The sequence below is a fragment of the Kitasatospora sp. UYEF31 genome (assembly GCF_057291755.1).
This window is the reverse complement of the sequence record NZ_JBXAWK010000070.1, coordinates 1-13054: the sequence shown is the minus strand read 5'-3', so window position 1 is coordinate 13054 and position 13054 is coordinate 1. Positions and strand designations below refer to the sequence as shown.

The 13054-nt window shown below is 68.5% G+C and carries 13 protein-coding genes and 1 other RNA gene; 7 read left to right on the top strand and 7 right to left on the bottom strand.

Annotated elements, in window-relative coordinates:
- Nucleotides 1-18 precede the first annotated feature (18 nt).
- Together AC0Z36_RS25805 and AC0Z36_RS25800 are read right to left on the bottom strand one after the other, a co-directional pair.
- A complete protein-coding gene (locus tag AC0Z36_RS25805; RefSeq protein WP_485465449.1) occupies nucleotides 19-783 on the bottom strand; it encodes an SDR family NAD(P)-dependent oxidoreductase in 765 nt (254 codons plus the stop codon).
- Nucleotides 784-941: 158 nt separating this feature from the next.
- The gene (locus AC0Z36_RS25800) at nucleotides 942-2465 is read right to left on the bottom strand and encodes a PASTA domain-containing protein (protein ID WP_485465448.1); all 1524 of its coding nucleotides are present in this window, start codon (nucleotides 2463-2465) and stop codon (nucleotides 942-944) included.
- A 111-nt stretch (nucleotides 2466-2576) separates the two neighbouring features.
- Between AC0Z36_RS25800 and AC0Z36_RS25795 the strand changes: the two genes are divergently transcribed.
- On the top strand, nucleotides 2577-3410 hold the full coding sequence (locus AC0Z36_RS25795) for a Nif3-like dinuclear metal center hexameric protein (RefSeq protein ID WP_485465447.1): 834 nt from the start codon (nucleotides 2577-2579) through the stop codon (nucleotides 3408-3410).
- 37 nt (nucleotides 3411-3447) lie between these two features.
- Here AC0Z36_RS25795 and AC0Z36_RS25790 read toward each other — a convergent pair whose 3' ends face one another.
- Nucleotides 3448-3666, bottom strand: a complete 219-nt coding sequence (locus AC0Z36_RS25790; protein WP_485465446.1) for a hypothetical protein — start codon at nucleotides 3664-3666, stop codon at nucleotides 3448-3450.
- On the opposite strand from AC0Z36_RS25790, the gene AC0Z36_RS25785 reads away from it, so the two are divergent.
- Entirely contained in the window at nucleotides 3583-4326 is a 744-nt protein-coding gene (locus AC0Z36_RS25785) for a zinc ribbon domain-containing protein (RefSeq protein ID WP_485465460.1), read from the top strand. The genes AC0Z36_RS25790 and AC0Z36_RS25785 overlap by 84 nt on opposite strands.
- Entirely contained in the window at nucleotides 4323-5696 is a 1374-nt protein-coding gene (locus AC0Z36_RS25780; protein WP_485465445.1) for a bifunctional RNase H/acid phosphatase, read from the top strand. The genes AC0Z36_RS25785 and AC0Z36_RS25780 overlap by 4 nt, the downstream gene beginning before the upstream one ends.
- Nucleotides 5697-5872: 176 nt before the next feature.
- Here AC0Z36_RS25780 and yaaA read toward each other — a convergent pair whose 3' ends face one another.
- The gene (yaaA, locus tag AC0Z36_RS25775; protein ID WP_485465444.1) at nucleotides 5873-6670 is read right to left on the bottom strand and encodes a peroxide stress protein YaaA; all 798 of its coding nucleotides are present in this window, start codon (nucleotides 6668-6670) and stop codon (nucleotides 5873-5875) included.
- A 254-nt stretch (nucleotides 6671-6924) separates the two neighbouring features.
- Between yaaA and AC0Z36_RS25770 the strand changes: the two genes are divergently transcribed.
- Both AC0Z36_RS25770 and rnpB read left to right on the top strand, forming a co-directional pair.
- A complete protein-coding gene (locus AC0Z36_RS25770; RefSeq protein WP_485465443.1) occupies nucleotides 6925-8346 on the top strand; it encodes an RNB domain-containing ribonuclease in 1422 nt (473 codons plus the stop codon).
- 45 nt (nucleotides 8347-8391) lie between these two features.
- Nucleotides 8392-8814, top strand: an RNA gene (rnpB, locus tag AC0Z36_RS25765) — RNase P RNA component class A.
- 155 nt (nucleotides 8815-8969) lie between these two features.
- Here the strand turns inward: rnpB and AC0Z36_RS25760 are convergent.
- The 3 genes from AC0Z36_RS25760 to AC0Z36_RS25750 form a co-directional block, all read right to left on the bottom strand.
- Complete coding sequence (locus tag AC0Z36_RS25760) at nucleotides 8970-10112, bottom strand: DUF3987 domain-containing protein (RefSeq protein WP_485465442.1); 1143 nt, start codon at nucleotides 10110-10112, stop codon at nucleotides 8970-8972.
- Nucleotides 10113-10348: 236 nt separating this feature from the next.
- Nucleotides 10349-10645, bottom strand: coding sequence for a hypothetical protein (locus AC0Z36_RS25755; protein WP_485465441.1), 297 nt, complete (start codon nucleotides 10643-10645; stop codon nucleotides 10349-10351).
- A gap of 86 nt (nucleotides 10646-10731) precedes the next feature.
- A complete protein-coding gene (locus AC0Z36_RS25750) occupies nucleotides 10732-11400 on the bottom strand; it encodes an Lsr2 family DNA-binding protein (RefSeq protein WP_485465440.1) in 669 nt (222 codons plus the stop codon).
- An 848-nt stretch (nucleotides 11401-12248) separates the two neighbouring features.
- Between AC0Z36_RS25750 and AC0Z36_RS25745 the strand changes: the two genes are divergently transcribed.
- Nucleotides 12249-12476 (top strand): hypothetical protein, encoded by a 228-nt coding sequence (locus AC0Z36_RS25745; protein ID WP_485465459.1) that lies wholly within the window; start codon nucleotides 12249-12251, stop codon nucleotides 12474-12476.
- Nucleotides 12454-12963 carry a DUF6879 family protein gene (locus AC0Z36_RS25740; protein WP_485465439.1) on the top strand — a complete coding sequence of 170 codons (510 nt, stop codon included), beginning with the start codon at nucleotides 12454-12456 and terminating at the stop codon, nucleotides 12961-12963. The genes AC0Z36_RS25745 and AC0Z36_RS25740 overlap by 23 nt, the downstream gene beginning before the upstream one ends.
- Nucleotides 12964-13054: the final 91 nt, after the last annotated feature.

Genomic DNA, 13054 nt, shown 5'->3' with positions numbered 1-13054 from the left:
GAAGGTTGTACGTCTGTGTCACTTGACGGGGAAGCGGATTCCGCCGTCGAGCCGGATGACCTCGGCGTTCATGTAGCTGTTCGTCAGCAGCTCGTACGCCATCGACGCGAATTCGTCGGCGACGCCCATCCGCTTCGGGAACAGGACCTGCTTGCCCAGGCCCTCCTTGATCTGCTCGGGGGCCATTGAGAACAGCGCCGTGTCCATGGTGCCGGGGGCGATGGTGTTGACCCGTACGCCGATCGCGGACAGGTCGCGGGCCACCGGCAGGGTCATGCCGACGACGGCGCCCTTGGAGGCGCTGTACGCGGCCTGGCCGACCTGGCCGTCGAACGCGGCGGCCGAGGCGGTCAGCACGATCGCGCCGCGCTCACCGTCGGCCTGCGGCTCGGTCTTGGCCATCTCCACAGCGGCCAGGCGGATCGCGTTGAAGGTGCCGACCAGGTTGAGCTTCAGGATGAACTCGAAGGCGCCCAGCGGGTGCGGGGTGCCGTCCCGGTTGAGCGTCCGCATGCCGAGCCCGGTGCCCGCGCAGGCGACCACGGCGCGCAGCGGGGCGGCGCTCGCGGCGGCCTGCACGGCTGCGGCGACCTGCGCCTCGTCGGTCACGTCGGTGGCGGCGAAGATCCCGCCGAGCTCGTCGGCGACGGCCTTGCCGCGCTCGGCGTTCTTGTCCGCGATGACGACGGTGGCGCCGGCTGCGGCGAGGCGGCGGGCGGTGGCCTCGCCGAGCCCGGACGCACCACCGGTGATGAGTGCGGAGGATCCGTTCAGATCGAGCATGGGACGTACTCCTTCGTCGGCGTGCTCATTGACTGAAGCAAGCTATTCGAAAAAGGTGACGGTGCGCCATGCCCGTTGGTGGGGACGGACGCGGATCACACCGAGGGACGGCGGCAGCCTCCGCCCACCGGTCCGTCACCACTGTGATCGCCGACCCCTCACCGGTCCGTCACCACCGTGATGGCCGACCCCTTCGGTACCTTCGTCCCCGCCCTGGGCGACTGCGAGAAGACGAAGTCCCGGCTCCGCACCCTTCCGCCGTGCTCGTCCACCAGGCTCAGCCCGGCCCCGGAGGCGGCGTCATTCGCCTCGTCACCGTCCAGGTAGGTCACGTTCGGCACCGTCGCCGTGTCCTGCTCGGGCTTCGCCTTCGCGACGAGCACCGCCACGGCCGACCCGGCCGCCACCTTCGCCCCCGCACCCGGTTCAGTGCGGACCACAGTGCCCGGGGCCATGTCCGACCGCTCCTCCGTACGCTGCACCGCCCGCAGACCGGCCTGCGCCAGCAGCGCCTGGGCCTCCGGGAACTGCTTCCCGGCCAGCGGCGGCACCGTCGCCTGCTGTGCGTCCGCGGACTTCGACGGAGTCGCCGACGGACCGGTGGACACCCGCACCTTCACCGACGCCCCGCGCGCCACCTGCGACCCGGACTTCGGGTCCGTGCTGATGACCGTCCCCTTCGGAGCGGTGCCCGCGGCCTGCACCACCTGCGGCTTCAGCCCCGCGTCGCGCAGCAGGGCCAGCGCCTCCGCCTCGACCATCCCGGTCGCATCGGGCACGGCGACCTTCTTCGCCGAGGAACTGCCGCTCGGCTTCGCGGAGTCGGACGACGCCCCGCCGGCGGACTCGTTCGCCACCGGCACGTTGCTCGCCGGACCGCTCCCGGTGGCGCTCGGGGACGCGGCCCGGGAACTGATCGGCGCCGGTGCCGCGCGGTCCCCGTCGCCGCCGGACGAACCCAGAGCGAGGACACCCGCGACCACCAGGGCGACCGCCACCACCGCAGCGGCGGCGGCGACGGGTATTCGACGGCTGCGCCGTGCGCGGTCGGCCCCGTGGCCTGCTCCGTGGCCCGATCGGTGCTCCGCTCCGTGACCGGCCCCGGACGCGGCCCCGGCCCCGGACGCGGCCCCGGCCCCGGACGCGGCCCCGGCCCCGGCGAGCGGGTACGCCGCAGGGAGCACGGAGCCCGCCGGCGGCTCGACGGACACCGAGACTCCAGCGGCGACCCGGCGGTCCCGCAGCGACACCAGGCGCATCGGCAGCACATGCCCGCCCGGCTGCTCCGCCCGCTGGTCCTGCGACTGCTCCGAGAACAGCCCGCGGACGCCCATGATCTGGGTGTCCGTGTCGATCGGCACGGTGTACCGCAGGACCCACAGGCGCTCCTCACCCGGGTCCAGGGGACCGTCGCGCTCCTCCTGGACGGTGATCCGCTCCACCACCGTGCGGGGCAGCTCCAGCGCGAAGCCGTCGGGCACTTGACCCGAGTTGCGCACAGTCAAGTGGATGATGACCGTCGCACCGGGCAGTGCGGAGATCCGGTCCGGATCGACGTACAACTGCACCGCGCACAGCGGATCGCCGGTCTGCTGACCGCGCAGATCGGCCCCGCAGCCCGCCCCCGGGCAGTATTCGACCTCGTACGGACTCTCGGTGCCGCACAGTCGGCAGTGCGTCATGACGACCTTTCCCCTGGTTGCATGGCGCCCTATGCAACCAGCACGGCAGCCGTGAGCACAGGCACCGGTCGGGTTTTCTCGAAAAGAGAGCCGATCACGTAATCTCACACAGTGCCCCAGCTCCATACCGTCCTCGCCCACCTCCACCGGCTGTACGACCCCTCCTGGGCCGAATCCTGGGACGCGGTCGGCCTGGTCTGCGGTGACCCCGCAGCCGAAGTCCGCAAGGTGGTGTTCGCCGTCGACCCGGTCCAGGCCGTCGCCGACGAAGCGCTCGCCTGGGGCGCGGACCTGCTGGTCACCCACCACCCGCTGTACCTGCGCGGGACCACCACGGTCGCGGCCGACACCTTCAAGGGCCGCGTCGTCCACACACTCATCGCCGGCGGCTGCGCTCTGAACGTCGCGCACACAAACGCCGACCGGGCCCACCCCGGCGTTTCCGACGCGCTCGCCGCAGCCGTCGGCGTCACCGTGACCGGCCCGCTCGAAGCCGCCGCGGACGACCTCGAAGGCCGCCGCGGCGCGGGGCGGATCGGGACCCTCGCGGCACCGATGACCCTGCGCGACTTCGCGGCACAGGCCGCCAAGGGCCTTCCGGCAACCGCGGCCGGGCTGCGCATCGCGGGCGATCCGGACCGTACGGTCCGGACGGTCGCGGTCTGCGGTGGCTCCGGGGACAGCCTGTTCGCCGAGGCCCGGCGGGCCGGTGCCGACGTCTACCTGACCGCGGATCTGCGGCACCACCCGGCCTCGGAAGCGGTCGAAGCGGGCGGCCCCGCACTGGTCGACGCCGCACACTGGGCCACCGAGTGGCCCTGGCTCGACTACGCGGCAGCGGCACTGGGCGATTCGCTGGCCGCAGTCGGGGATAACGTGGAGACGTACGTCTCGCGGCTGGTCACCGACCCGTGGACGTTCCACACCGCGTCCGGCACCGGCTGAACACGTTCCGGACCACCTGCGGAGCCGAAGAAACGCACTAACCGAAGAACCGAAGAGCCGAAGAGCCGAAGAACCGAAGAACCGCAAGAAACGCAAGAAACGCACGGACCGAAGAAGCGCAAGAACACCAAAAACGCATGAACACCAAAAACTCTGAAAACAGGAGAACACCCTGAACGCCGCGCCCGCCGACCAGCTCCGTCTGCTCGACCTGCAGGCCCTCGACTCGCGTCTGGCCCAGCTCGACCACAAGCACCGCACGCTCCCGGAGAACGCCGAGATCGACAAGCTCACGGCCCGGCTGAAGACCGTGCGCGACCTGGTCGTCGCGGCTCAGACGCAGGACAGTGACACGGCCCGCGAGCAGTCCAAGGCCGAGCTGGACGTCGAGCAGGTCCGCGTCCGCACCCGCCGCGACCAGGAGCACCTGGACGCGGGCCGGATCACCAACCCCAAAGAGTTGGAGAACCTCCAGCACGAGATCGCCTCCCTGGGCCGCCGGCAGAGCGCGCTCGAGGACGTCGAGCTCGAAGTGATGGAGCGCCGCGAGGGCATCGCGGCCCGGCTCGTCGAGCTGAACGCCGAGCGCGACGCCGCCCAGGCCGAGGTCACCGCCGCCACCGCGCGCCGGGAGGTCTCTACGGAGCAGATCGCTGAGGAGGAGGCCGCCGTCGAGAAGAAGCGCGAGATCCTCGCCGCCGCGATCCCGGCCGACCTGCTGAAGCTGTACGAGAAGGTCCGCGCGCAGTCGCACGGCGTCGGCGCGGCAGCGCTTTACCAGCGCCGTTGCGAGGGCTGCCGCCTCGAGTTCGGCATCACCGACATCAATGTGATCCGGGCCGCCGCCAAGGACGAGATCATCCGCTGTGAGAACTGCCGTCGGATCCTCGTCCGCACCGCAGAGTCGGGCCTGTGACGAGACTGGTCGTCGAAGCCGACGGCGGATCCCGGGGCAACCCGGGCCCGGCGGCGTACGGTGCGCTCGTCCGTGACGCGGACACCGGCGAACTCCTGTGGGAGGGCGCCGAGCACATCGGTGTGGCGACCAACAACGTCGCGGAGTACCGCGGAGTGCTCGCCGGGCTGACCGCGGCCCTGGAGCTCAACCCGCAGGCCGAGATCGAGGTACGGGCTGACTCCAAGCTCGTCGTCGAGCAGATGAGTGGCCGCTGGAAGATCAAGCACGTCGACATGCAGGACCTGGCCGCCCGGATCCGGACCCTGCCGTCCGCGAACGTCCGCTACACCTGGGTTCCGCGTGAGCAGAACAAGCACGCGGACCGGCTGGCCAACGAGGCCATGGACGCCGCCGCCAGGGGCGAGGCCTGGCAGGCCAGGCCCAACCTCGTAGCGGTTGAGCCGACCACGGAGCAGATGCCGTCGGGATTCACCACGGCCGGGACGGCCACGGAGCAGATGCAGTCAGGCCCCACCACGGCCGGGACGGCCACGGACCGGATGCAGTCAGGCCCCACCACGACTGCGTCGGTCACGGACCGGATGTCACCCGGGTTCACCACGATCGTGCCGGCCACGGACGTCAGCCAGATCACGCCCAGGCACGTGCCGGCGACGAACCCGTTCACGCCGAAGACCGCGCCGGCCCCGCCGGAGGCCGACAAGGTCCCCGGGCGGCCGAAGTCCGTCGGCTGGGGACCCGACCTGGGCACTCCCACGTCGCTGGTCCTGCTCCGGCACGGCGAGACCGCGCTGACCCCGCAGAAGCGCTTCTCCGGCGTCGGCGCGGACCCGGAGCTGTCCGAGAAGGGCCTGTGGCAGGCCCGTCGGGCCGCCGAGGCCATCGGGAAGCGCGGCGGCATCCAGGCGATCGTCAGTTCGCCGCTGGCCCGCTGCCGGCAGACCGCGCAGGCGGTGGCCGAACGCCTCAACCTCGACGTACGGATCGAAGAGGGCTTCAAGGAGACCGACTTCGGCGCGTGGGAGGGCTTGACCTTCGGCGAGGCGAACGAGCGGTTCCCGGCTGAGATGAAGGCCTGGCTGTCCGACCCCGAGGTCGCCCCGCCCGGCGGGGAGAGTTTCATCCAGGTCGCCGCCCGGGTGCAGGTCGCCCGGGACAAGCTCCTGGCCCGCTACCCCGGGAAGACTGTCCTGGTCGTCACGCACGTGACGCCGGTCAAGACGCTCGTACGGCTCGCCCTGGACGCCCCCGCGCAGAGCATGTTCCGGATGGAACTGTCCGCGGCGGCGATCACGGCGGTGCAGTGCTGGGCCGACGGCAACGCTTCGCTGCGGGTCTTCAACGACACGTCGCACCTGCGGGGCTGAGCACGGCACCGCGCCTGCGGAGCTGAGCACGACACCGCGCCTGCGGAGCTGAGCACGACACCCGGAACAACAGGTTCCCCGGGTGTCCCACCGGACAGACAGTCCGATGGGACACCCGGGGATCCTTTGTTTTCACGGTTTTTCACTCCGTCGCGTCGTTCACACGCGTCGGGTCGTCACACCATCGGGACGATCACGTCGAGCGACCAGGCCACCCCGGCCTTCGACGGTTCCTTCACCTCGACCGCCCACCCCAGGCCGCGCAGTACGTCCACCAGCTCCGCCGGGCCCGCCGGATCCGCGCCCGCCTCAAGCAGTGCCCGGACGATCCGGCCCTTCGTCGCCTTGTTGAAGTGACTCACCACCGACCGTTTCACCACCCCGTCGGCCACGGTCTCGTGCAGCACCCGGACCGTCGCCGTCCGCGACGCGACATCCCCGCTTATGCGCCAGGCCGGTGCGTACGCCGACGACCTCAGATCCAGGACCAGGCCCTCCCCGGCGACCGCAGGGAGGACCTCGGTCAGCACGGAGCGCCACAACGCGGCCAGCGTGCCGAGTCCGGGCAGCCGCACACCCATCGAACAGCGGTACGGGGGAACCCGGTCGGTGATCCGCAGCACGCCCCACAACCCGGAGAACACCAGCAGGCTCCGCGCCGCACGCTCCTTCGCCGCGGCGTCCAGCGTCTCCAGGCCGAGTGCGTCGTACAGCACTCCCGTGTACAGCTGCGCCGCCGGAAGCGTGGCCGACTCGTACAGTTCCAGGTCCTTCAACACCTCGCCGCGCAGCTTCGGACCCAGGCCGAGCACTTCGAGGGCCTTGTCCTCCGAGCCCTCACACAGGGCGATCAGCGAACCGGACACCTCCCGGCGGGTCGCCGTCAACGCGGGCAGCGACAGCCCGGCCAGATCGAGTACGGGGCCGCTCCCGGCGGCGGCCTTCCCCTCCGACGGCGGCAGAAGTACGAGCACGGAAGGGACTCCTCAGAAGTTCAGGACGACAACAGACGCAGGCCGCGCAGCAGGTCGAAAGACCAGGACGACGGCGGTACGGAAGCCAACCTACCGACCCGCGGATGGCCTCCCTGACGACCGGGGGCACGACCGGGAGCACGACTGGGGGCACGACCGGGGACTCCACCGGGGTGCGGCCGGGGCGCGACCGCCGTGCAGCGCAATGCGCGCAAATACTGCACACCGGCGGCGAACCTGCCTAATCTCGATGCGTGCCCCGCCGCCAGATCCACCTCAAGGCCGCCGACGGCAACCGGCTGCGCGCCGCTTTCACCGCGCTGCGCACCGACCTCGGCCTGCCTGTCGCATTCACACCCGAGGTCCTCGCTGAGGCCGAGTCAGCCGCGAAGAACCCGCGACTGCCGGACCGCGACGCGACGGACATCCCCTTCTTCACCGTCGACCCGGCCGGCTCGATGGACCTGGACCAAGCCATGCACCTCGAACGCCGGGGGAGCGGCTACCGCGTGCACTACGCCATCGCCGACGTCGCCGCGTTCGTCGACCCCGACGGTGAGATCGACACCGAGTCGCACCGCCGCGTCGAGACGCTCTACCTCCCCGACGGACGCATCCCCCTCCACCCGCCGGCCCTCTCCGAAGGCGCCGCCAGCCTCCTGCCGGGCCACCGGGCCCCCGCCCTCCTGTGGACCCTCGACCTCGACGCCGACGGCGAACTCACCGGCACCGACGTGCACCGCGCCATGGTCCGCAGCCGCGCCCGCTTCGACTACTACGAAGTGCAGAAGTCGATCGAATCCGGCGCACCGGACTTCGCGCTGCTCAAGGACATCGGCCTGCTCCGCGAACTCCTCGAACGCGAACGTGGCGGCATCAGCCTGCCCATCCCCGAACAGGAGATCGCCGAGGACGGCGACACCTGGCGCCTGGAATACCGCTCACCCCTCACCTCGGAGGGCTGGAACGCCCAGATCTCCCTGCTCACCGGCATGGCCGCCGCCGACCTGATGGTCTACGCGGGCGTCGGCGTCCTGCGCACTCTGCCCGAAGCCCCCGCCAGCGCCCTGGAACGCCTGCGCAGAGTGGCCGCGGCCCTCGGCGTGGAGTGGCCCGACGGGGCCACGTACGGCGAGGTCATCCGCTCCCTGCACCCCGCCAACCCGCAGCACGCGGCCTTCCTGGAGGAATGCACCGCGCTCCTGCGCGGCGCCGGATACACCGCGTTCGACGCCGGAATCCCCGAGCAGACCGTGCACGCCGCGGTCGCCGACGAGTACACCCACGTCACGGCGCCGCTGCGCCGCCTCGTCGACCGGTACTCCGGAGAGGTCTGCCTCAGCCTCGTGGCCGGCACTGACGTGCCCGACTGGGTGCTGCGCAGACTGCACGGGCTGCCCAAGGAGATGGAGGCGGGCAGCAGGCGCGGCAACGAGGTCGAGCGCGGAGCGGTGGACCTGGTCGAGGCCATCGTCCTCGGCCCGTACATCGGCGCGGAGTTCGACGCGGTGGTCACCGACCTCAACAGTCGCGGCGACGGCGGCATCGTGATGCTGCGCGAGCCGGCCGTACGGGCGAAGTTCGAAGGTCAGGGGCTCAAGCTGGGCGCGCACGCCAGGGTCCGTCTGGTGAGCGCCGACGAGCAGACCAGGAAGGTCCTCTTCGCGCCCGCGTGAGTGCGGTGCCCTGACCAGTGTGCCTTAAGCTGTACGAACGGCGGACGAGCCGGCCGGGCGACCGCGTCACCCCTCGTGAGAGGTGCCGAGGAACGTCCGGGCTCCACAGGGCAGGGTGATCGTTAACGGCGACCCGGGGTGACCCGCGGGACAGTGCCACAGAGAACAGACCGCCTCCGCCCCTCCCTCGGGAGGGTCGGCGGTAAGGGTGAAACGGTGGTGTAAGAGACCACCAGCACCCCAGGTGACTGGGGTGGCTAGGTAAACCCCACCCGGAGCAAGGTCAAAAGGGGAGTGCGTACGGAAACGTGCGCGGTCCCTGCGCGGACGATCGAGGGCGGCCCGCCCGAGTCCGCGGGTAGACCGCATGAGGCTGTCGGCAACGGCAGTCCTAGATGGATGGTCGCCTCTCCGGGCGCCGTAAGGCTCCCGGACGACAAAACCCGGCGTATAAGGCCGACTCGTCCGTCGGCTAGCTAGCAAGAAGCCCCTGATCTGCGAATGCGCAGGTCAGGGGCTTCTTTTGTTGCTTTGAGGTGGCAGCTCGATCCCGGGTTGCTTCGGTCTTTTTCGGGGTGTTTCCCGGTGTCGTGTGTCGATTGTGTGGCGGTGGCGGTGGTGCTTCAGCCACTCAGGTTCGCCAACAACGCGGCGAACGGATCGGCCGGTGTTTCGATAGACCGCACAGGCGTAGGAATGTCGGCTTTCTTAGTTCGCACGGGCTCCGGTGCGGGAGCCGGAGGAAGGAGCTCAGGGGCCTTCTCAACGGTCGGCCGGTAGTCGTCCATGCGCAGGACCTTGGATGGTTCGGGACGGGCTTCCAGCGTGGGTGATTCCTCCGCGAGGGTGAAGACCGTGGCCGGTCGACCCTTGCCTTTCTCCTGCGTGATGGTGATGCCTTCCAACGCCTTGACCTCAGCGGCGGTGGCCGACACATAGGGCAGAATTTGAGAGGACGTCGCCCGGCCCCCATGGAGGACGATGCGGGCGCGCACCCTGTCCTCAAGTGAGACCGGCACACGGGCCTTGGCGGGCTTCCCGGTGTTGGACGTCAACGCGACCACGGACGCTACCGAGTGGCGGACCATGGAGAACGCGGCGGACAGGCATTCCCGGTCGATCACCTCGGAGCGGGTGGACGCTGCCAGACAAGCAGCGACCCGGAGCGTCTGTTCGGCCGTGCGCTCGATGAACACGGCCTGATCCTCAGGAAGGGACGTGGTGAGGATGGAGCCGTACCGGCGGACGACCCACCACAGGTCCTGAGCATCTTCAGCGAGGGCGATGACCCGGCTCCCAGCGGTGGCCCAGCGGTAGGCGTGCGAGAGGTCCGTACCGTCGATCTCAGGCAGCTTCGTGCCGTTCCGGAGCATGGGCACAGAGCCCAGGAGCACGGGCATGATCCTGTTGTAACTCCCGCCTGCCGCTTCGGCCACACCCACATACCGAGTCCAGTCGGTTTCTGTGATGTGCGCGTGCATGACCAACGCGGGGTTCTCTACGGTCTGCTGCTCTTCTTTAGTGGTGTTGCGGAGCGTGGCTCCGTCCCAGGCCGCGCGAAGCTTGGCCGTGAACGAGGGATCACGCTTCACCCTGCGGAGAGTCTCCGACCACTCCTCCTCACAGACGAACGAGCGGACGTCCTCACCCGATTCGCTGAGAACCGTCTCTCCGTACTGCACCCACAGGTGGTTGACCAGCGACGCGCCTGAAGTCAGACCGGACACCGTGTGCGTGTCGAGGAACCGCCCGATGGCCGGGCGCATCACGTGATGAGCCGTCCGCAGGGCCGTCCCCTTCCCCTTACCGGTTCCGGCGCACAGTGCAGACCACAGAAGTACGGGCCTGCTGCTCCCGCGTGAGCTGACGCGGACCGCGCCACCGATGGCCGCGCTCCACATGCTCAGGGCCGTGATGTAAATGCCGATTGGGTCCGTCTCGGAGTGGGGAGCGACCCGGGCCACCGCTCGACCGATGGGACCGCAGAAACGAACTTCCCTGCTCATGCGGCTACTTCCTCGTACTGGTCATGTGCGGGAGTGGTGGCAAGCTCACGGCCACCGTGGACGACGTAGGCCCGGTGATGCCTACGGGTTGGACGGTTGAACAGCAGGACGTCAGAGCCGTCCGCAGGAAAGACGCTGTACGGGTAGCCCGGACGGAGTTCGTGTTCCACCACCACACCGGTCCGGGTCCGTCCGTCCTGCCGCCACTCCACCCACGTGCCCGGGGAGTAGTCGGTCTTCCGGTACCTCATGTCCCGGGTGGACTTGAAGCCGCGCCAGGTGGGCGTGTCCATCGGTGTCGGGTGCTGCCCACCGCCGGGGATGGTGACCGCACGCGCGGGAGCGGAAGTGCTGACAGGTTCGGGGGGGGGTGCGACGCTCAGGCCGCGTGCGCTTTTCCCGCAGCGTGCGCCAGGTCGAACGCGTGGGTCACCCGAATCGACAGACGACCGCGATCACTGACCGTGAAGCCGTTAGCCCGAGCCCACTGCCGAATCTCCGTAGACCGGTCCCGACCCGTAGCCGGTCGTCCCGCTGCCTCACGTATGGCCTGAGCGTCCTGCTTCACAGGGGTCGGAAGCGTGTCCCCACCACTCCAGTCGTTGGCGCGCACAGCGTCCCGGAAGCGTCCTGAGGACCGGGCGTCCAACACCGGGATGCCGTAGTCCCGGGCATCCCTGAGCTTGTGCGGGTTCCGGTCTCCACCCTCCCCGACCACGAACAGTGTCGTGGACGCGTCCGCACGCCCAACGATGCGGAACCCCGCGTTCTCCAGAGCCTCCACAGCACCCGCACGGCCATACCCGGGGACCTCACCGGCCAGCATCACGGACGGGGTCACCACAGGCTCAGCGGGAGCATGCCGCTCCACCTCATCGAGGGCAGGCAGCTCATCAAGGGTCACGTCGTCAGTAACCGACTCAGGCACGGCCACCGGCTCAGCAGCGGCCGGTGTGAACGCGGCCAGGAGGGCCGCAGAGGCGGCCTTGACGTGATCCGCACACAGGTCCATGGAGAGTCCGTCAGAGCCGATCACAGGCACGGTCATGGACGACACGGCCGGAACGTCTCCAGTCTCGTTCCGCTGGCATGGGTCACAAACCAACGCCTCAACGTAGGTAACCGTCACGTGCTCAATGGTCTTCAGCATGGAAACTCCTTGTGAAAGAAGGTTTCTTAGAAGGTCTCTGCGTGCGCTCCCGATCGACACTTTGGGGGTGGACCGTCATGCGCAGAACAGCGAATACGGATCACTTTTTACAGGACTCGCTGAAGAATGTCTAGCTGAACTGCAATTCCCACTACGGACAGCTAGGATAGCGCTCTCACCTGCATGTATGAACCCAGGGGGTAACGCATCTTGATTCGCCGAGAAGACCTATCGGGGATACTGTAACTCGATCGTGGACAGGTATGGCTAACTTGGCTCATTCTCAATTATCAACGCTCCGGACATGTCCACGGAAAGCCGATTCATGGAAAAAAGATGCTTTTAATTGCTGGCGAGCATTTCAGGAAGGCTGAGAATGTGATCCGAGTCTCACCTAAGGCATTCCTGTCGTGCAAATTAGAAACCGACACGTACAGCATGGCCGCTGCGCATCGCAATTAGCTATTCGCTCCGCCAAATGGATCACTCTCCGCACCAAGAAGGCCCGGCCGGCCTCGGCGCCCTGTAACGCGTCGTGTCTACTAATGCGGACAACCCTGTCCTGAAAGGGGTATGAAGTCGCAAAAATCCCTGCGTGGCATGGGGAAACGCGACGAGCTACCCGCGCAGGTCGAATCAGCCCGGTCCAGGGCACTCGTAGAAGTTTGTGCAAGTCGCTGGTGCCTTCGGGTGATCCGGCGCAAGCTCGTTCATGTCGATCGTCACCCGCGATGCTGGAGGACACCATGACGTTGCACAGGTTGGGCAAGGACCCGGAGAGCCCCAACAACGGTTCCCCCACCGTGTACTTGGACGACCTAACCGGGAACTACATCTTGCAGGGATGGCGCGTGCTGGACCCTGAGCGGCTGGCAGAGATGAACGTCCCCGAGCACGAGACCGTGATCGAGTTCCCGAGGCGCATGATGCAGTTCTTCCCGGAGGTGAACGGTGGCGAAGGCCCCCAAGTTTGAGGACCTGTTCCGCTCTGCGACTCGCAGCGCATACCACCTGGAGATGCGCGATGCCTACGGGCTGGATGACGACTACGCCGAGTGGGCGGCGGGGAACCGGTTCGATCCGGCGGAACGCTGGCCATGGTGGATTGAGCTCGTCTCAGCCTCGGTGGCCCGTGGAGTGGACGTAAGCCGGGCTCGTATCGTGTCCGAGCCAATCTCTCCGTACGTGCGCTATGAGTACGAGCTGACGACCAGCCACAACGTCAAGGCTGGAGAGTCCGTACGGTGGCTTCCCCGAAAGCAGGCATCCGGGCTGGCCCTGCCGGGTAACGATTTCTGGCTTTTCGACGGGTCGTCGGTCCTGTTCAACCACTTCGACGGAAACGGTGTGATGACCGGCGAGGAACTGACCACGTCGCCTGCTGTGGTTGCACTCTGCGCCTCGGCCTGGGCCGCTGTGTGGGAACACGCGACTCCCCATGAGGAGTACCGGCCGGTCTGAGAGTGCGGTATGTGACCTGATGCCCGTTTGACGCTTGGGGTTGGGAGAGGAGTCCTGGTCGGCGGGGCGGACTGGTGCTCAGGGTCGGGGC